Raw genomic sequence first — 18985 nt, 5'->3', positions numbered from 1 at the left:
TTTAATAATATTATTTTATATAAAAGACATGGTTTCAGTTTGAGGCAAAAAAAAACCCAATTCTTACGAATTGGGTTTTTGTTAATTGAGAAAATCAATTAAGCTTCAACTTCAAATGGAAGGATTGAAACGTATGATTTGTTATCTCTTTTCTTTTGGAACTTTACAATTCCAGGTACTCTTGCGTGTAATGTATGATCTTTAGAGATATATACATTTTCACCTGGGTTGTGTTTTGAACCTCTTTGTCTTACGATGATGTTCCCTGCAATAGCAGCTTGTCCACCAAAAATCTTAACACCTAAACGTTTTGATTCTGATTCTCTACCATTCTTGGAACTACCGACACCTTTCTTGTGAGCCATGACGTATTAGTTTTAATATTGTTATTATTCTTGAGTATCTTCTTTTTTAGCTTTTGGAGCTTTTTTTACTTTAGGAGCTGGTGCTTCTTCAGTACTTGCTTCAACCGCTGCTTTCTTAGCACCTGAAGCAGTAATACCTTCAATTACAATTTGAGTAAGATATTGTCTGTGACCGTTTCTCTTTTTGTATCCTTTTCTTCTTTTCTTTTTGAAAATGATAACTTTATCTCCTTTTAAGTGTTGTAACACTTTAGCTTCTACTGAAGCACCTTCTATAGCTGGGGCGCCTAAAGTTACACTACCATTGTCATCTAATAAAAGAACTTTGTCAAAAGAAATTTTTGAACCTTCTTCACTAGCTAAACGGTTAACATAAACCTTTAAGTCTTTGCTTACTTTGAACTGTTGCCCTGCTATCTCTACGATTGCATACATACCGATTGATTTATAAATTTTTAAGGTTGCAAATATACAATTATTTTTTTACTGTGCAATTACTTAAAAGAAAAAACAACCTGTTTTCTTTGATCGCTTTAATTTATTGGGTTCATAGTACAATTGCACCTATGTTATTGAGTAAATTATTGTTAACAATCATTCGATAGTAACGAAAAAAAAGTAATTTTGGTATAATTATTTAGGTAATCCTATTACAATTTTTATTAATCCCTATGAAAAAATATATAATGATAGCAAGTACTGCTCTTATGTTAGGCGGAGTAGCTTCGGCTCAAAAAATAGCTTTCGAAGAATATGATCTAGATAATGGTATGCATGTTATATTGCATCAAGATAATTCTGCTCCTGTAGTAGTAACCTCTGTCATGTATCATGTGGGTTCAAAAGATGAAAATCCTAATAAAACAGGTTTTGCTCATTTCTTTGAACATTTATTGTTTGAAGGTACCAAGAATATCAAGAGAGGGGAGTGGATGAAGATAGTTGCAGCAAATGGAGGTGTTAACAATGCCAATACATCTGAAGATCGTACCTACTATTATGAAGTCTTTCCATCGAATAGTTTGGAGCTAGGACTTTGGATGGAATCCGAGAGGCTATTTCATCCTGTAATAAACCAGATTGGTGTAGATACCCAAAAGGGTGTGATCAAAGAGGAGAAAAGATCACGTTCTGATAACCAGCCTTATGGTGCGGTTATCGAAGTGGTAAAAGAAAACATGTTTAAAAATCATCCTTACCGCTGGCCAGTAATTGGTTCTATGGAACATTTAAATTCAGCTAAACTAGAGGATTTTAAAATGTTTAATCAAAAATTCTATGTTCCTAATAATGCCGTTTTGGTAGTAGCAGGTGATTTAGATATAAATACAACAAAAGAATGGATCGAAAAATATTTTGGATTTATTAAAAAAGGTGCTGTTGTTGAGCGACCTGTTTTTGATGAAGCTCCAATTACCGAAACCATAAAGGCAAATTACGAAGATCCCAATATACAAATACCAATGTTGGTGGCTTCTTACAGAACTCCGTCTATGAAAACCAGAGAGGCTAGAGTATTGGATTATATTTCTGGTTATTTGAGTGATGGTAAAAGTTCAAAGTTATACAAGAAGATGGTTGATGTTAGTAAAAAAGCGCTGCAGGTAGGGGCTTTTAATTATAGTCAAGAAGATTATGGAATGTATATTGTTTACAGTCTACCGATGGCTGGTTTTAATGCTGAAGATTTACTGAAAGAAATTGATGAAGAAATTGTAAAAATTCAAACTGATTTAATTTCGGAAAAAGATTTTCAGAAATTACAGAATCAATTTGAAAATCAGTATGTCAATAACAATTCGAATGTGGAAGGAGTTGCCGAAAATTTATCGAAATATTACATGCTATATGGAGATGTAAATTTAATAAATACTGAAATTGATATTTACCATTCGATAACTAGGGAAGAGATTAGAGATGTTGCGAAAAAATATTTAAATCCCAACCAAAGATTACTTTTGGATTATGTACCAACTATCGAATCTAAGAATTAATTAGTTATGAAATTGTCAATATAATGTCTTTGCTCTGTAAATTGCAGTAATGTATTGATACCGTATATGACCATTAATATATTTCACATATATGAACACACACAAAATAATATTCATCCTTTTATTGCTCACAGCTACTATGCAAGCACAAGATTATAAACAGCCGAAACAAGGCAAGCCACCCGTTGTAAATGTCAAAAAACCTCAAACTTTTACGTTGTCAAATGGGTTGAAGGTTATGGTAGTAGAGGATCATAAATTACCACGAGTAACGTTTAACTTGACAATAGATAATCCGCCTTTTGCAGAAAAAGATAAAAAAGGAGTAGATTTTTTGACTAGTAGCCTTATGGGTAATGGTAGTGTTAAAATTTCTAAAGATGATTTTAATGAAGAATTAGATTTTTTAGGGGCAAATGTTAGTTTTAGTTCCAATGGTGCGTATGCCAATTCGCTCTCAAAATATTCTAGACGCGTTTTAGAACTTATGTCTTTTGGTACATTATTTCCAAATTTCACAGAGGATGAGCTAAATAAGGAAAAAGCCAAAATGTTGGAGAGTTTGAAGTCTCAAGAAAAGAGTGCTCCTGCAATTGCATCAAGAGTAGTTGATGTCTTGACATTTGGTAAGAATCATCCAATGGGAGAATATGTAACTCAAGAAAGTATAGCTAATGTAAATATTGTAGACATTCAAAAATATTATGATGCTCATTTTGTACCTGAAAATGCGTATTTGGTCATTATTGGGGATGTAAAGTATAAAGATGTTAAAAAGAGTGTTGAAACTCTATTTGGTAAGTGGAAAAAGAAGAATACTCCCAAAGAGTCTTATCCAGATCCGGCAAATGCATCTTCGTTAGAGATTAACTTTGTTGATGTTCCCAATGCTTCGCAGTCAGAGATATCTTTGGTTAATACGGTACATTTAAAAATGAATGCCCCCGATTTCTTTCCTGCAGTAATTGCTACACATGTTTTAGGTGGTGGTTATAATAGTAATTTAAATATGAATTTGCGTGAAGCGCACGGCTGGACCTACGGTGCTAATTCCTCTATTGGAGTTGGGAAATATATTGATAAATTAAAATCGTCATCTTCTGTTCGTGTGAATGCTACAGATAGTGCAGTTGTTGAATTTGTAAAGGAAATCAAGAAAATGCGCGTAGAAAAAGTTACAGACGAGTTGTTAAACGACGTAAAAGCGGGATTTATTGGTCGTTTTGTAATGAATTTTGAAAAACCACAATCGATAGCGAGATATGCTTTAAATACTGAGATTGAAGAATTGCCCGCAGATTTTTATGAAAACTACATCAAAGCCATTACTGCAGTGACAGCTGATGATGTTTTAAAGGCTGCTAACAAATACTTTTTGATTGAGAATACTAGAATATTTATAGCGGCTAAGGGAGAGGAAGTAATACCTGGACTAGAGAAACTAAATATTCCAATTAATTATTTTGATAAATATGGTAATCCAGTTGAAAAGCCAAAGTATAAATAATTGTTTGAGCTACTAAAGCTTGCGCAGTACTATAAATAACCATTCTATAGCAAACTCATAATTAAAAATGATTTTGTTTTAGAATGGTTTTTGATTTTAATTTTGTTTTCTAGCAGATAGGTAAACTCCAACTAGGATTATAAATGCACCTAAAAATTGAATGTTGGTAAGGCTTTCGTTGTCTAATATACCCCAGAAAAAAGCAATCAATGGAATAAGATAGGTCACAGAAGAAGCGAATACAGGAGATGCTATTTGTATTAGTTTAAAGAATAATATATTTGCTATTCCGGTTCCTACTACTCCTAATATAAGAATATATAGAATCGATGTTTGTACTTTTTCTATATGAACAGTCTCAGTAAACCCAGAAAAATAAAGAATGGCTAATGCTGGAATAAACAAAACAGCAAAATTCCCTGTAGTTATGCTCAGCGGACTCATATCTGATAAATAATGTTTAATTAAATTCACATTTATAGCATAGCATACCGATGCAGTTATAATCAAAAAAGCATAATAATAGTTTTGCTCAGGATGATTTAAAGCTCCATTCAAAACAAGCAGCAAACTACCTGCAAGTCCAATGAAAACGCCCCAAAGTTGTCTCTTTTGGAAGCCTAAGTTAAAAGCTACTGCACCAATAATTAAAGTGTTTAATGGTGTGAGCGAGTTTAATATAGCAGTGATGCCGCTATCGAGCTCTGTCTGAGATATGGCAAATAGAAAAGCGGGTAAAAAGGTTCCGCAAATAGCAGTAAGTGCCAAATATTTCCATTTGTTCTTTGGGATTTCGATTAAGCTTTTAAATCCAATTATTAATAGAAAGAGTGAAGCGAATATAATTCGCAATGATCCTACTTGAATAGCAGACAAACCGACGAGTCCTTTTTTAATTAATATAAACGAGCTTCCCCAAATAAGTGCTAAAACGGTTAAGTAAGCCCATTTAATTTGTTTTGATTCCATTGCATTTTTTATTTAATCCAAAATTGTAATTATTTTATGAATTAACGGTAGTAATTTGAGTAATTTTGTAATTATTTTTTAAACAATTATAAGCTATGAAAATTATTAAATCAATTGCTTTACTAGCAATCGCAGGAGTTGTCTTTGCAAGTTGTAAAAAAGAAACGGAAGTAGCAGACAAAATAATCCCTCACAATGATAAGACAGAAACAGTGAAGGTGAAAAAAGAAATTGCAGCTGAAAATTTGCAGACAGCAACGTTTAAAATAGACGGTATGGTTTGCGAGATGGGATGTGCGAAAGTTATACAAGATGACTTAAATAATGCGGAGGGTGTTCAAGTTGCAGAAGTTGACTTTGATAAAAAAATAGCATCGATATCTTTTGATAAAACAATTCACAATCAAGAATCTTTGACGAAAATTGTACAAGCTGAGGGTGACGGAGCTACCTATAAAGTATCAAATTTCAAATAATTCAAAATATATCTAGTGATAGATGCAAAAAAAAGCCATTAAGAAGTAATTTTTTAATGGCTTTTTTCATGTATCTTGATTTTAGTTTATTTCCATTTTAATGTTTCCATTAATCGCTGCATGTCATTCTTGATGTAACTTGCCGCGGGCATAATGGAATCAAAATTTGGTTTGGCATAAAAGTATACAGATCCTGTAATGAAATGCTTAACACTATCAGTAACATAAAATTGTGAATTGGTTGCTGCGTTACCATTTACTTGGTAAAACATACCGTAAACTTTTTTGTCACTATTTAGATAGGGTTGTTCTAAGATGTCATCTGCTTTAATGACGTGTTCATACGTTAATTTCTGGGCATCGCGCAAAAGTGAATTTATATTTCCTGTTACGGGTTTGTAGGTTAGATAAATGGTTGCCTTCATTTTAGGGTAAGCAATACTAAAACCACAATTTTTATCAGCTGTTATAATAGATTGTTCATTAATGTCAAATGTAAAAGGACAACTGTTGTCAAAAGCAGCATATTGTGCTTCTGGATAGTCTAGCCTCAAATAACTGGACGGTTTTGGTAGTACATTGTCTTTACAGCTTACAAATAATATAAGTGTAAAAAAAGGAATTAGAAAAAGGATCTTTTTTTGTGACATGATTTTAATACCGGTTAATTTATTCCGTTGGTAATATGAAACGATGGCTGAGCTATTATTAGTATAGATTGGTCTTTGGAAAAGGCTATTATAAACTTGTTTAAAAAACAAAAGATTTAGTCAAGTGTGAATTTTATCTGTTTAATTCTTTTATTATCAACTGTTTCGACTTTAAATGTGCAGTTTTCAAATGTAATTTTTTGACCTTTTTTGGGGAAATTGCCAACAATTTCTAGTAAAAATCCAGCTAACGTTTCCGCTTCCCCTTTCTTTGCTTCAAATAAATCTTCATCTACTTCTACTATTCGATAAAAATCTTTTAGATTGATCTTACCTTCAAAAATATAATTTTTATCATCTAATTGAGAGAAATTAACATCTTCATCATCAAACTCATCACTTATGTCGCCCACTATTTCTTCAATTACATCTTCAAGTGAGACTAATCCTGAAGTTCCTCCATACTCATCGACAACTACTGCAAGGTGATTTTTCATATTCTGAAAATCTTTAAGTAGATTATCGAGCTTCTTATTCTCAGGAACAAAAAAGGGTTCTCTAATTAAGGAGGTCCAATCAAATTCTTTTTGATTAATATAAGGTAGTAGATCTTTAACAAATAAAATTCCTTCTATTTGATCTATATTATCGCGATAAACGGGAATTCTAGAATATCCTTTTTCGATAATTTTAGGACAGATTTCTTCGAATGTTTCAGATATTTCGAGTGCAAACACGTCAATACGCGGACTCATTACTTGCTTGGTGTCTGTGTTTCCAAAGGAGACAATACCTTCTAAGATTTTTTGCTCTTCAGAGGTGGTATCGTCAGAAGACGTTAATTCTAGTGCTTGTGAAAGTTGGTCTACTGTAAAACTTGTTTTTTGCTTACCGAGTTTATTATGCAAAAACACTGTTGCGCTGCGCATAGGTATACTGATGGGGGAAAGTGTTTTTTCAAGAATTAAAACAGGTAACGCTACAAATTTGGCAAACTTAATATTGTTTCTGCTTGCGTATACTTTTGGTAATACTTCTCCAAACAACAATAATAGAAAAGTTACAACAATTACTTCGAGAATAAACTTGATAACTGGTGAATGAATAGTTGAAAATAAGCTACCTCCTATATAGGAGAACAAGATAACAATACCAATATTGATAAAGTTGTTAGCAACCAGCAGTGTTGCAAGTAATTTTTTGGGACGGGTTAATAAATCGGCGAGAATCTTTCCTTTGGATTGATCTTCATTTAAAGATTCATCAATGTCTTTTTGTGAAAGCGAAAATAAAGCAACTTCGGCTCCAGAAACAACCGCTGAGCAAAACAGCAAAAGTAGAATTGCAAATGCACCAAATAATAGATCGGTGTCTACTGTGTATGCGAGATTTAAACTGGGATCTGGGTCCAAATTACAAAAGATTAGTTATACAATTAAAACGGCAAATCATTTATAGGTAAGTCGTTATTTTTTTGATCGTCAAAGTTAGTGTTTTTTGTGGATTCAGTTGGAGAATTTTGCTTGTTGTTTTCGGCATCTTTTTTAGTGTTCAAAAAAGTGAATTCTGTTACTTGAATCTCTGTCGTATGCTTAGTTGCGCCATCTTCTGTTTGCCATTGACGGGACTTTATTCTGCCTTCAATGTAAATTTTGTCACCCTTAGATAAATATTTTTCGCAAATTTCAGCTGCTTTATTGCGTACAACTAGGTTATGCCATTCTGTAGAAGTGATTTTTTCGTTGGTGGTTTTATTGATATACACCTCGTTGGTCGCCAATGAAAATCGACCTATACAATTTCCTCCTTCAAAATAGTGCATCTTAACTTCCTCTCCTAGAAATCCGATAAGCATTACTTTATTCAATGTTCCGTTCATAGTTGTATATGGTATTTAATTCAAAGATACTTTTTTTTTAAATTCCTTCTATAAAATTATGAATCACAATAGGGAAGGGGAAGGTTCTTAATTCTTTTTGATTAATTCCTTTATCTATTTGTCCTTTTATCTTAATGCCCCAAAATTTTATATGCAAATGTTGGTGTGATAATTTGTGAATAATACTTTTCTCATTATGTTCTATTATACCAAGTATAATGCTTTTCGCGAAAAGATCTTGTGTAATAGCTTCGGATACATATTTAAAACCTTCTTCTTTATCCGTTTCTATCAATGGGAACTCATATAAGTTATGCCAAATTCCTTTTTGCGTGCGTTTGTTGATAATCGTATTCTTATTTTCATCCTCTACCACTATATAATTAAAGTAGCGGTCCCGTACTTTAGTTTTTTTTGATTTTACAGGTAAATTGTCTACTTTTTTCTTTTGCAATGCGATACAGCTATCGTTAAATACACAAATAGTGCAATCTGGATTTTTTGGTGTACACTGTATGGCACCAAATTCCATTATAGCTTGATTAAATAGGGCAGGATTGTCGTTTGGTATTAATGCTGCTGCCAAGGCTGTGAATTCCTTTTTTGTAGCTGCTATTGAAATATCGCTTTCGATATCAAAATAGCGGGATAATACTCTGAATACATTTCCGTCAACTACAGGAACAACTTCATTATAAGAGAAAGATGCAATTGCTGCAGCAGTATATTCACCTACACCTTTAAGTTTTAGTAAGTCATTATAATTGTTTGGAAATTGGCTATTTAATTCAAAAGCTATATATTGTGCTGTTTTATGTAAATTTCTAGCCCGAGAATAGTATCCTAATCCTTGCCATAACTTTAAAACTTGTTCTTCATCGGCCTTAGCTAAGTCTAAAACCGTTGGAAAATTTGATGTAAATGACAGAAAATAAGGCGTTCCTTGTGCTACTCTGGTCTGTTGTAACATGATTTCAGAGAGCCAAATATGATATGGATTGGAAGTATTTCGCCACGGTAAATCGCGTTTATTTTTTAAGTACCAAGAAATGAGCGTATTATGAAATGTCATTGTAAAATATTTGTAAACAAAAGTAAAAGTTTATATGATTAAATTTTAATGAATTAGCTTGATATATTGTTTTTTAAATTCCTATATTTGCACACTCAAAAAAAATTATTACAAAATAATAAATAGGAAAGACAATGACGAAAGCAGATATCGTAGCAAAAATTTCAGAAAAACTAGGTCTTGAAAAAGGAGATGTTCAAGCAACAGTTGAAACTTTTATGGAAGAGGTTAAAAACTCTTTAGAAACTGGTGATAACGTTTATTTAAGAGGTTTTGGAAGTTTTATCGTAAAAACTAGAGCTGAAAAAACAGGAAGAAATATTTCTAAGAATACAACAATTAAGATTCCAGCACACAACATTCCTGCTTTCAAACCTGCAAAAGTTTTTGTAGAAGGAGTAAAAACGAATAACGAAGCAAAATAATATTATTAATCATAAAATCTAAAAGATTATGCCAAGTGGTAAAAAAAGAAAAAGACATAAGGTGGCTACTCACAAACGTAAAAAAAGAGCGAGAGCTAACCGTCACAAGAAGAAAAAGTAGTTTATAACTACTTTTTTGTTTTTAAACGTTCATTGAAATTGAAAATTAGTAATCAATCTTCAGTTTGTAATCTTCAGTTTACTGATAATTACAAGTTGAAGATTGCAAGCTGATTTTCTCCGGGTAAAAAACCTGTTCAAATTATTGTTTAATCCATCCTTACAATTAGCTATTAGCCCTTAGCTATTAGCTATTAGCAATATAAAATTTGCCAAAAGCCAAAAGCTAAAAGCCAAAAGTCAAAAAGTCTGGATAAAAATTTACAAATGAATAAAGAATTAATCATTAGATCTAGTTCTGATTTCGTAGATTTTGCCTTATTAAAAGATGGAAAACTAATTGAATTACATAAAGAAGAAGAAAAAAGTAACTTCCAGGTTGGTGATATTTTTATCGCCAAAATCAGGAAACCAGTTGCTGGACTTAATGCTGCTTTTGTAAATGTAGGCTTTGAAAAAGATGCCTTTTTACATTATCACGATTTGGGTCCTAATTTATCTTCTCAATTGAAATTCATAAAACTTGTAAGCGCAGGTAAAATAAAAGATTTCTCCCTAAAAAACTTTCAGTTTGAAAAAGAGATAGAGAAAGATGGTTCGATTACAACTGTAATCAACTCCAATCAATCTATTTTAGTACAAGTTGTCAAAGAACCTATATCTACCAAAGGACCAAGGATTAGCGCTGAGCTATCTCTGGCGGGTAGATTTATTGTTTTAGTTCCTTTTTCTGATCGTGTTTCTATTTCTCAAAAGATAGAAAATAAAAAAGAAAAGGACCGTTTGAAAAAGCTTGTTCAATCAATCAAACCAAAAGGATTTGGTGTTATTGTTCGTACAGTAGCCGAAGGCAAAAATACAGCCGAATTAGAAAAAGACTTGCAGAACCTGTTAGACAGATGGACTGCAATGTGTAAGAAATTACCAACTGCTCATCATCCATCCAAGGTATTAGGAGAGCTCAATAGAGCTTCTTCTATATTAAGAGATGTGTTCAATGATACTTTTAGTAGCATTCAGATAGATGACGAAGAGTTGTACAACCAAACAAAAGATTACTTGCAAGAAATTGCGCCTTCAAAACAATCTATTGTTAAATTTTATCAATCAAAAGACACACCGATTTTTGAGAAATACAACGTAGAGAGACAAATCAAAACATCCTTTGGGAAAACTGTTTCCATGAGTAAAGGAGCTTATCTTATTATAGAGCACACTGAAGCATTGCACGTTATAGACGTCAATAGTGGAAACCGTTCTAATAAAGCTACCAACCAAGAAGATACCGCAATGGAAGTAAACATGATAGCCGCCGGCGAAATCGCTAGACAATTACGTCTGCGTGACATGGGTGGAATTATCGTGATTGACTTTATCGACATGTCAAATCCTGAGAATCGCAAAATCTTATTCGATTTCCTTAGAGAGGAAATGAATGATGACAAAGCAAAGCATAAGATTTTACCTCCTAGTAAATTTGGATTAGTCCAGATTACAAGACAAAGGGTAAGACCAGAAGTAAATATTAAAACTAGAGAAGAAGATCCTAATGATGTTAATGGTGAAATTGAAGCACCAATATTAATTATTGATCGTATAAAGTCTGATCTAGACAGAGTATTAAAAATCCACAAAAATGTTGTGCTTAATGCACATCCATTTGTGGCTGCATACCTCAGTAAAGGTTTTCCATCATTACGTTCGAAATGGTTTTTTGAACATAAGAAATGGGTAAAAATCATACCACGTGACGCTTACACGTACCTAGAATATCATTTCTATGACACTAATGGAAATGCTATAAACGAATAAACAAAAACCGCCTTTTGCAAGAAAGGCGGTTTTTTTGTGTCTTGACGTCAATAATTTTTGTGAGATATAATTATATTAGTTTATATGATTATATTTTTTTGCTTGTGCGAATAATAAAATTAGGGTAAATTTTAATATTATTCCTCACTATTATTGCTTGTACAAGGTTTTAATTTAAGCTTAATTCTCTTTTGGTAAATTGTATTAATTGAGTACGAACTTTATATATTTGTTCAAGTCTAAATGTAAATGATAAAGTTATCTAGTAATTATACTTGATAATTGAAATAAAATATAAATTGGTAATTATGAATGGAGTAAAAAAAATAGTAATCCTAGTCTTGCTTGCTTTGATTATTTTCATAGGAAGTTATTTTACCTTTATATACTATGTACCTTATAGTGAGGGAGTCCGTTCTGGTGAATTAATTAAAATAAGTCATAAAGGATATGTAGTCAAGACGTGGGAAGGTGAGATAAGTCAAGGTATATCCGGTGCTCAGATTTTTGAGTTCTCCATCTTAGATAACGATCCTGTTGCCATTCAAAAGCTGAAAGATTTTCAAGGTCAGTTTGTTAAGATTGATTACATCGAAAGATATCGAACTTTTTTCTGGTGGGGTGATACTAGATATTTCGTCACCAATGTGCGTCAAGATAAATCTCCATTTGGTAAATAATTTTATAGCGTTTATTCTTAGATTACTGATGCCATTCTTTTTAAATTTCTTTTTTTCTGTATAAAGAGAAGAGTAAAAATTACACCTACTAGAGCCATTGCAACACCTACTAAATTTGGTGAAGCATAATTTAATCCTGCTAATAAGGGTAAGCCTCCTAAAAATGCACCAAGTGCATTTCCGACATTAAAAGCTGCTTGTATTGTAGCAGACGCTATCATTTCTGCACCGACCGCGGTTTTAATCATCAACATTTGTATAGGAGCTATTATAGCAAAAGCCAAACAACCTGTTGTGAAAACAAGAAGGAGGCTGATATAGGTACTCGTTGATAGAAAAAATACCAAACTTAAATCTAATGCCATTGTAAGGAGTAGATAAATTGTCGTCTTTTCAGGGGAGAATTTGTCTGCTAATTTCCCACCTACTACGTTTCCTATTACCATACCTAATCCCGCTAATATAAGAATAAATGGTACGTCAGATTCTGCAAACCCTGAAATTTCAGTTAATAGAGGGGCTATATAACTAATCCAGCAAAAAATCCTCCAGAGCCAATTGCTGTAATCAATATAACCAGCCACGATTCACCCTTCTTGAAAAATTGCAACTGACCTTTGATATTATCCTCTTTCTTGGCTTCGATTTCTGGCATCCATAATTTAATAGAAAGAAATGTAATCACTCCAATTACACCAACTATTATAAAGGTGTACCGCCAATTTAAATGATGTCCTATATAGGTACCTATAGGTACTCCAACTACATTTGCAATTGTAAGTCCGAGAAACATCACCGAAATTGCTTGGGCCTCCTTACCTTTATCTGCGAGTTTACTTGCTACTACGGCACCTACTCCAAAAAAAGCTCCATGTGGCAGACCAGAAAGAAATCGAGATAGAAATAAGATATTATAATTAGGAGCTATTATTGATAGTGAATTAAAAATAGCTAGTAAAGCAGCAAGAATTAATAATGTTTTTTTGGGTGGTAAATTTCTAGTTATGATCACCAATAGCGGTGCACCAATTACAACTCCAAGTGCATATGCAGAGATTAAATAGCCTGCGATTGGTATGCTAATATTTAAATCACTTGCAATATCTGGTAATAATCCCATCATTACAAACTCGGTAATTCCGATTGTTAATCCACCTAGCGTTAGTGGTAGAAGACTTCTTTTCATTATTTATTTTTAAATCATTATTTAGAAGCAAAATTAGTTTTTCTCGCTACATTATTACCTATACTTCTAAGCTATTTAATTGAAATTACTGGGCACGTTTAAATAAAGTAATCTACATCTCTGTTATTAGATGTGTTTGAAGAAATTCAATACTGTATTCGATCTTATAATGACTTATTATTTAACAACCCATGTATCTCCAAGTAGTAGTACATTAATATGTTTGTAAAAATGTATATGCTTATATTATGAGAGAACTATTCGTAATTTCTCTTGCTGGCCAATGCTATTTTAATAATAAAGGTATAATCATTTTAATTTTATAAATACACCAAAGATGAATGCAGAATTGGAGTGTGAAATGTAGTAGCTATTTCAAAAATGTTGCTTAATTGAAATCATCTTATTTTTTACTTTTAATTAGAAAGTGTTTGAGCAAATTATTTTAAGAATATAATAACGTTATGTGTTAATTCTAATGTTCAAATCTTTTTATTCCTAACATCTGATTGCAGCTAATAATTGTTAAATTTCAATTAAGGAGTTCTTAGTAAAAATTGAAGGTTATATCTATTACTACTTTAAATTATAGGTTTTAATTTGTTACCACCTTTTCCAACTAATTTTGTCTACTACTTTTGGAAGTAATTGGTAAAATGAAAAAAGACACAAACGTCATTCCTAAGTAATGGGCTTGTGTCTATTATTTCTAAATTGTAGGGTAGAATTTAAATTTTGATGACGGTAAAATTATCAATTTTAGGTCTGTGGCTTTATAATTAACATATTAGGATACTTCTTTTTGATTTCCATACTACAACGTACTGCTTCTAGTCTTGTTCTAAAATTTCCAATCCATACCTTATAGTTAGGTGTAAAGAAAACCATTGTTCCGTCAAGCTCTTTGTATTCTTGTTTGCAATCGTAAAGTGCTTTTTTTGCGCCCTCACTATTTCCTGTGTAAACTTGTATCTTATAACGTTCGTTTACATCCTTCAAACTATTGATCTTTCTTTTTTCAGTTAGTAGTTGTTCAAATTTGCTGTCTTGTTTAAGAGTAGTATTTGATTGTTGTGCAGTTGTGATTGTAGTTGTTAAACAGAGTAAAAAGCTGGCTGTTAGGCTGTTTTTAAATGTTAAAATTCTCATAATAGGATGATTTTTAAGCAAAAGTAAGACTTAATGCCTTAATGTGAAAGTGAAATATTATTTAGAATAAATATAAATTGGAAATAAGGCTATTTTAGGTTTTTGTGAATAGTTCATAAGTCGTATTTTTGTCGAGATTTATAATAAAGGGGTAGCTTTTTGATACAGTTTATGTATTAAAAACTATGCCAATTTTTAGTAGATAATCATTATATAATATGAAAAAGGTGGGTAACCATAATTCGATCTCAAGGAAATTATTTTTAAGCTTTGCTTTATCGCTAGCTTTTTCCTTAACTTCCTTTGCTCAAGACGCTGCTCCTGCAGATGCAACTGAAGCTCCTGCGGCCTCGCAAGGTGCCGATCCTGTAAAAGGAAAAGAACTTTTTAACTCAAACTGTGCGGCATGTCATAAACTGGATGCTAAATCAACTGGACCAGCTCTTAGGGGTGTTGCTGAAAAGCATGACAAGGCTTGGTTGTATAAGTGGATTCACAACAGTTCTGAGATGATAAAATCAGGAGATGCAGCTGCCGTAAAGGTGTATGAAGAAAACAACAAAGCGGTGATGACTTCTTTTCCTCAATTATCAGAGGGAGATATCGATAATATTATTGCTTACACTTCTGAAGTAAAAGCAGAAGCTCCTGCTGCAGTTGGTGCTGTTCCTGGCGGACCAGTTGCTGATCAAGGTGGAATTTCAAATAATGTAGTTTTGGGAGTGCTTGCGCTTGTGATGGCTATGTTAGTTGTAATGTTGCTTTTAGTTAATAAAGTACTGACTAAGGTAGCAAGTGCAAATGGAATCGTTGTAGCGGAAAAAGAAAAATCAACTCCTATATGGAAAGCATTTGTAAAAAATCAATTTTTGGTTTTAGTTACAGCTATCTTCCTATTATTGGCTAGTGGTTATTTTGTATATGGCTTCTTAATGCAAGTAGGTGTAGATCAAGATTACGCTCCAATTCAGCCAATTCATTATTCTCATAAAATTCACGCTGGTGATAATGAGATAAACTGTAAATATTGTCACTCATCAGCTAGAGTAAGTAAAAATGCAGGTATTCCTTCTTTGAATGTTTGTATGAACTGTCATAAGAATATTTCTGAAGTTGCAGAAACTACTGCGACTCCTGAGTACAGTAAAGCTTTCTACGATGAGCAGATACAAAAATTATATACAGCAGTGGGTTGGGATAAAACTACTCAGTCGTATACTGGTAAATCACAACCAGTAAAATGGGTTCGTATTCATAACTTACCTGATTTTGTTTACTTTAATCACTCACAACACGTAACTGTTGCTGGTATTGAATGTCAAACTTGTCACGGTCCTGTTGAGACTTATGAAATTCAAAAGCAATTTGCTCCTCTAACAATGGGTTGGTGTATTAACTGTCACAGAAAAACCGATGTTAAAATGGAAGGTAATGAGTATTACACTAAAATTCATGAGGAACTTTCTAAGAAGTACGGAGTCGATAAATTGACTGCTGCTCAAATGGGAGGTTTAGAATGTGGTAAATGTCACTACTAGATTTGTGAACTGGTAAATAAAATGACCAACTATCAAATTGCCGATTAAATAAAATAATAATTAAGATTCTAATATTTATATAAAATGTCATCAAACAAAAAATACTGGAAAAGTGTTGAAGAACTAGACGTAAATAGTTCTATTGTTGAGGCGCTTAAAAATAACGAATTTGTTGAGGCTATTCCTACTGATGAATTTCTAGGGAATAATGAAGCATTGTCTTCGTCTTCAACATCACGTCGTGACTTTTTAAAGTACGTTGGATTTAGTACTGCAGCAGCTACGCTTGTTGCTTGCGAAGGTCCTGTACACAAGTCGATACCTTATGTATTACAACCAGAACAAATCATTCCTGGTGTAGCTGATTATTATGCTACAACAATGTTTGATGGTTTTGATTTTGCAAATCTTCTTGTTAAAACACGTGAAGGGCGTCCTATTAAAATAGAAAACAATACTATTGTTGGAGCTAAATTTTCTGCAAATGCTAGAGTTCATGCGTCTGTGTTATCCTTATATGATAACATGCGTTTGAAGGAGCCAAAAGTTGACGGTAAATCTGCAACTTGGTCTACTGTAACTGCAAAAATTAATTCAAGTCTTGTTGATGCAAAAGCAAAAGGTGGTCAGGTAGTAGTTTTAACGAATACTTTGGCAAGTCCTTCAACAGAGAAATTAATTGCTGAATTTATTTCAAATAATCCAAATGCTAAGCATGTGGTTTATGATGCTGTATCTTCATCTGAAGCTTTAGATGCTTATGAAGCAGTTTACGGTAACAGAGCATTAGTTGATTACGATTTTTCAAAAGCTTCTTTAATTGTTTCTGTTGGTGCTGACTTTCTAGGAGATTGGCAAGGTGGTGGATACGATACAGGATACGCTCAAGGAAGAATTCCTAAAAACGGAAAAATGTCACGTCACTTCCAATTGGAATCAAACATGACATTATCTGGAGCTGCTGCTGATAAACGATTGGCAATGACTACTGCGGTTCAAAAGCAAGCTTTAGTTCATATTTATAATGTAATTGTAGGTGGTACTGCAGCTGTAACTTTAGATGCTAAAGTTAAAGATGAAGTAACTAAAGCTGCTAAGCAATTGAAAATGGCTGGATCTCAAGGTGTTTTGGTTTCAGGTATACAAGATAAAAATGCACAACTTTTAGTTTTGGCTATTAACAGTGCATTAGCTAGCCAAGCTTTTACAACTGTAGGAGCTAGACAAATAAGAAAAGGATCAAACGAAAAAGTTGCTCAATTAATAAATGATATGAAAGCAGGTAGCGTTCATACTTTAATAATGAGTGGAGTTAATCCAATATATACTTTAGCTGATTCAGCATCTTTTGCTGATGGGCTTAAAAAAGTTAAAACTTCTGTTGCTTTCTCATTGAAAGAAGATGAGACAGCATTAGTAAGTACTATCGCTGCTGCGGTTCCTCATTATTTAGAATCTTGGGGGGATTTAAGTTTGACAAATGGTACTTACAGTATAACGCAACCAACTATCCGTCCATTATTTGATACAAAACAATTTCAAGAAGTTTTGATGTCATTAAATGGTCAAGCTGGTTCTTATTATGATTATGTAAAAGCTACAGCTTCAAGTATTACTGCTGGAGCTAATTGGAATAAAGTACTGCACGATGGTATTTTTGTAGGTGGTGTTCAATCTACTTCGGTAGGTTCAGCTGATTATAGTGCTGCTGCTGCAACATTGTCAAGATCAAAAGCGGGTCAAGGTTATGAATTAGTTTTGTATACTAAAACTGGTTTAGGTGATGGTCAACAAGCTGCTAACCCATGGTTGCAAGAGTTTCCAGATCCAATTACAAGAGTTTCTTGGGATAATTATGTAACTGTATCCAATGCAGATGCAAAAACATTAGAATTATCTAATGAGATTGTTGCTAATGGAGGTCTTAATGGAAGTTATGCTACAATTACAACTGCTGACGGAGTTAAATTAGAAAACGTACCAGTAATTGTTCAGCCAGGACAAGCTGTTGGTACAATTGGTTTGGCTTTGGGTTACGGTCGTAAAGCGGCTTTGAAAGAAGAAATGCAAGTAGGTGTTAATGCTTACACATTATATAAAGGTTTTAATGATGTACAGTCTGTTAGTTTTGAAAAAGCTAGCGGAGAACATGAGTTTGCTTGTGTTCAAGGTCAAAAAACTTTAATGGGTAGAGGAGATATTATCAAAGAAACAACTTTGGAAATTTTCAATACTGCTGATGCTAAGGAATGGAACCCAGTTCCTATGGTTTCTTTAGATCACAAGGAAGTAGAGTCTACTACTGTTGATTTATGGGATTCATTTGATCGTTCTATTGGGCATCATTTTAATTTGTCAATTGATTTAAATGCTTGTACTGGTTGTGGTGCTTGTGTGATAGCATGTCATGCTGAAAATAATGTACCAGTCGTAGGTAAATCAGAAATTAGAAGAAGTAGAGATATGCACTGGTTGCGTATTGACAGATATTATTCATCTGAATCAACTTTTGAAGAAGACAACGAAAGAAAAGAGAATATTGCTGGTCTGTCTAGTTCATTATCAACTTTTAATGAAATGGAAAAAGCAGGAGATAATCCTCAAGTTGCTTTTCAACCGGTAATGTGTCAACACTGTAATCATGCTCCTTGTGAGACTGTTTGTCCTGTTGCTGCAACTTCGCATAGCCGTCAAGGTCAAAATCATATGGCTTATAATAGATGTGTTGGTACTCGTTACTGTGCTAATAACTGTCCTTATAAAGTTCGTCGTTTTAACTGGTTCTTATATAATGGAAACAGTGAGTTTGACTATCATATGAATGATGATTTAGGACGTATGGTTTTAAATCCAGATGTGAACGTTCGTTCTCGTGGTGTTATGGAGAAATGTTCGATGTGTATCCAAATGACACAATCGACTATCTTAAAAGCAAAAAGAGAAGGTAGAACTATTGTTGATGGTGAATTCCAAACTGCATGTTCAAGTGCTTGTACTTCTGGTGCAATGGTATTTGGGGATGTTAATGATAAAGAAAGTCAAGTAGCCAAATTGGTTGAAGACGAAAGAATGTATCATTTATTGGAGCATGTTGGAACAAAACCTAATGTGATTTATCACGTTAAAGTTAGAAATACCTAGTAAAAAACAATTATTAATTAGA

General features: G+C 33.0%; 16 protein-coding genes and 1 pseudogene. 8 read left to right on the top strand and 9 right to left on the bottom strand.

Annotated elements, in window-relative coordinates:
- Positions 1-98: 98 nt before the first annotated feature.
- Positions 99-365, bottom strand: a complete 267-nt coding sequence (gene rpmA, locus LXH21_RS03550) for a 50S ribosomal protein L27 (RefSeq protein WP_007137428.1) — start codon at positions 363-365, stop codon at positions 99-101.
- A 24-nt stretch (positions 366-389) separates the two neighbouring features.
- On the bottom strand, positions 390-800 hold the full coding sequence (gene rplU, locus LXH21_RS03545; protein ID WP_239862834.1) for a 50S ribosomal protein L21: 411 nt from the start codon (positions 798-800) through the stop codon (positions 390-392).
- A 236-nt stretch (positions 801-1036) separates the two neighbouring features.
- Between rplU and LXH21_RS03540 the strand changes: the two genes are divergently transcribed.
- Positions 1037-2359 carry a M16 family metallopeptidase gene (locus LXH21_RS03540; protein ID WP_239862832.1) on the top strand — a complete coding sequence of 441 codons (1323 nt, stop codon included), beginning with the start codon at positions 1037-1039 and terminating at the stop codon, positions 2357-2359.
- A 91-nt stretch (positions 2360-2450) separates the two neighbouring features.
- Positions 2451-3866: a M16 family metallopeptidase gene (locus LXH21_RS03535; RefSeq protein ID WP_239862830.1), complete on the top strand. Its 1416-nt coding sequence runs from the start codon at positions 2451-2453 to the stop codon at positions 3864-3866.
- A gap of 96 nt (positions 3867-3962) precedes the next feature.
- Here the strand turns inward: LXH21_RS03535 and LXH21_RS03530 are convergent, their stop codons facing one another.
- Entirely contained in the window at positions 3963-4835 is an 873-nt protein-coding gene (locus LXH21_RS03530) for a DMT family transporter (protein WP_239862829.1), read from the bottom strand.
- Positions 4836-4930: 95 nt separating this feature from the next.
- Here LXH21_RS03530 and LXH21_RS03525 point away from each other — a divergent pair, with 95 nt between their 5' ends.
- Complete coding sequence (locus tag LXH21_RS03525; RefSeq protein WP_239862826.1) at positions 4931-5311, top strand: heavy-metal-associated domain-containing protein; 381 nt, start codon at positions 4931-4933, stop codon at positions 5309-5311.
- Positions 5312-5397: 86 nt separating this feature from the next.
- Here LXH21_RS03525 and gldD read toward each other — a convergent pair whose 3' ends face one another.
- From gldD to mutY, 4 genes are all read right to left on the bottom strand, one after another.
- Positions 5398-5961, bottom strand: coding sequence for a gliding motility lipoprotein GldD (gldD, locus tag LXH21_RS03520; protein ID WP_239862824.1), 564 nt, complete (start codon positions 5959-5961; stop codon positions 5398-5400).
- Positions 5962-6077: 116 nt separating this feature from the next.
- A complete protein-coding gene (locus LXH21_RS03515) occupies positions 6078-7373 on the bottom strand; it encodes a gliding motility-associated protein GldE (RefSeq protein ID WP_239862822.1) in 1296 nt (431 codons plus the stop codon).
- A 23-nt stretch (positions 7374-7396) separates the two neighbouring features.
- Positions 7397-7840, bottom strand: a complete 444-nt coding sequence (locus LXH21_RS03510) for a single-stranded DNA-binding protein (protein WP_239862820.1) — start codon at positions 7838-7840, stop codon at positions 7397-7399.
- A 37-nt stretch (positions 7841-7877) separates the two neighbouring features.
- Positions 7878-8912 (bottom strand): A/G-specific adenine glycosylase, encoded by a 1035-nt coding sequence (gene mutY / locus LXH21_RS03505; protein WP_239862818.1) that lies wholly within the window; start codon positions 8910-8912, stop codon positions 7878-7880.
- A 134-nt stretch (positions 8913-9046) separates the two neighbouring features.
- Here mutY and LXH21_RS03500 point away from each other — a divergent pair, with 134 nt between their 5' ends.
- The 3 genes from LXH21_RS03500 to LXH21_RS03490 all read left to right on the top strand — a co-directional run bounded on the left by LXH21_RS03500 (position 9047) and on the right by LXH21_RS03490 (position 11949).
- Positions 9047-9337 carry an HU family DNA-binding protein gene (locus LXH21_RS03500; RefSeq protein WP_108739332.1) on the top strand — a complete coding sequence of 97 codons (291 nt, stop codon included), beginning with the start codon at positions 9047-9049 and terminating at the stop codon, positions 9335-9337.
- Between the two features lie 387 nt (positions 9338-9724).
- Positions 9725-11269 carry an Rne/Rng family ribonuclease gene (locus LXH21_RS03495; RefSeq protein WP_239862816.1) on the top strand — a complete coding sequence of 515 codons (1545 nt, stop codon included), beginning with the start codon at positions 9725-9727 and terminating at the stop codon, positions 11267-11269.
- Positions 11270-11577: 308 nt separating this feature from the next.
- Complete coding sequence (locus LXH21_RS03490; RefSeq protein WP_239862814.1) at positions 11578-11949, top strand: 6-phosphogluconate dehydrogenase; 372 nt, start codon at positions 11578-11580, stop codon at positions 11947-11949.
- Positions 11950-11966: 17 nt separating this feature from the next.
- Here LXH21_RS03490 and LXH21_RS03485 read toward each other — a convergent pair.
- Positions 11967-13135 (bottom strand): annotated as a pseudogene (locus tag LXH21_RS03485) (MFS transporter).
- Between the two features lie 759 nt (positions 13136-13894).
- A complete protein-coding gene (locus LXH21_RS03480) occupies positions 13895-14284 on the bottom strand; it encodes an SPOR domain-containing protein (RefSeq protein WP_239862812.1) in 390 nt (129 codons plus the stop codon).
- Positions 14285-14502: 218 nt separating this feature from the next.
- Here LXH21_RS03480 and LXH21_RS03475 point away from each other — a divergent pair, with 218 nt between their 5' ends.
- A complete protein-coding gene (locus LXH21_RS03475) occupies positions 14503-15822 on the top strand; it encodes a c-type cytochrome (protein WP_239862810.1) in 1320 nt (439 codons plus the stop codon).
- Between the two features lie 84 nt (positions 15823-15906).
- Positions 15907-18963 carry a TAT-variant-translocated molybdopterin oxidoreductase gene (locus tag LXH21_RS03470; protein ID WP_239862808.1) on the top strand — a complete coding sequence of 1019 codons (3057 nt, stop codon included), beginning with the start codon at positions 15907-15909 and terminating at the stop codon, positions 18961-18963.
- Positions 18964-18985 lie beyond the last annotated feature (22 nt).

This window comes from Flavobacterium algicola, from assembly GCF_022399565.1.
Classification (GTDB): domain Bacteria; phylum Bacteroidota; class Bacteroidia; order Flavobacteriales; family Flavobacteriaceae; genus Flavobacterium; species Flavobacterium algicola.
This window is presented reverse-complemented; position numbering and strand designations above follow the sequence as displayed.

Excerpts from the sequence above, each read along its gene's own strand:
- rpmA (WP_007137428.1), bottom strand. The coding sequence starts at position 365 with ATGGCTCACAAGAAAGGTGTCGGTAGTTCCAAGAATGGTAGAGAATCA.
- rplU (WP_239862834.1), bottom strand. The coding sequence starts at position 800 with ATGTATGCAATCGTAGAGATAGCAGGGCAACAGTTCAAAGTAAGCAAA.
- LXH21_RS03540 (WP_239862832.1), top strand. The coding sequence starts at position 1,037 with ATGAAAAAATATATAATGATAGCAAGTACTGCTCTTATGTTAGGCGGA.
- LXH21_RS03535 (WP_239862830.1), top strand. The coding sequence starts at position 2,451 with ATGAACACACACAAAATAATATTCATCCTTTTATTGCTCACAGCTACT.
- LXH21_RS03530 (WP_239862829.1), bottom strand. The coding sequence starts at position 4,835 with ATGGAATCAAAACAAATTAAATGGGCTTACTTAACCGTTTTAGCACTT.
- LXH21_RS03525 (WP_239862826.1), top strand. The coding sequence starts at position 4,931 with ATGAAAATTATTAAATCAATTGCTTTACTAGCAATCGCAGGAGTTGTC.
- gldD (WP_239862824.1), bottom strand. The coding sequence starts at position 5,961 with ATGTCACAAAAAAAGATCCTTTTTCTAATTCCTTTTTTTACACTTATA.
- LXH21_RS03510 (WP_239862820.1), bottom strand. The coding sequence starts at position 7,840 with ATGAACGGAACATTGAATAAAGTAATGCTTATCGGATTTCTAGGAGAG.
- mutY (WP_239862818.1), bottom strand. The coding sequence starts at position 8,912 with ATGACATTTCATAATACGCTCATTTCTTGGTACTTAAAAAATAAACGC.
- LXH21_RS03500 (WP_108739332.1), top strand. The coding sequence starts at position 9,047 with ATGACGAAAGCAGATATCGTAGCAAAAATTTCAGAAAAACTAGGTCTT.
- LXH21_RS03495 (WP_239862816.1), top strand. The coding sequence starts at position 9,725 with ATGAATAAAGAATTAATCATTAGATCTAGTTCTGATTTCGTAGATTTT.
- LXH21_RS03490 (WP_239862814.1), top strand. The coding sequence starts at position 11,578 with ATGAATGGAGTAAAAAAAATAGTAATCCTAGTCTTGCTTGCTTTGATT.
- LXH21_RS03480 (WP_239862812.1), bottom strand. The coding sequence starts at position 14,284 with ATGAGAATTTTAACATTTAAAAACAGCCTAACAGCCAGCTTTTTACTC.
- LXH21_RS03475 (WP_239862810.1), top strand. The coding sequence starts at position 14,503 with ATGAAAAAGGTGGGTAACCATAATTCGATCTCAAGGAAATTATTTTTA.
- LXH21_RS03470 (WP_239862808.1), top strand. The coding sequence starts at position 15,907 with ATGTCATCAAACAAAAAATACTGGAAAAGTGTTGAAGAACTAGACGTA.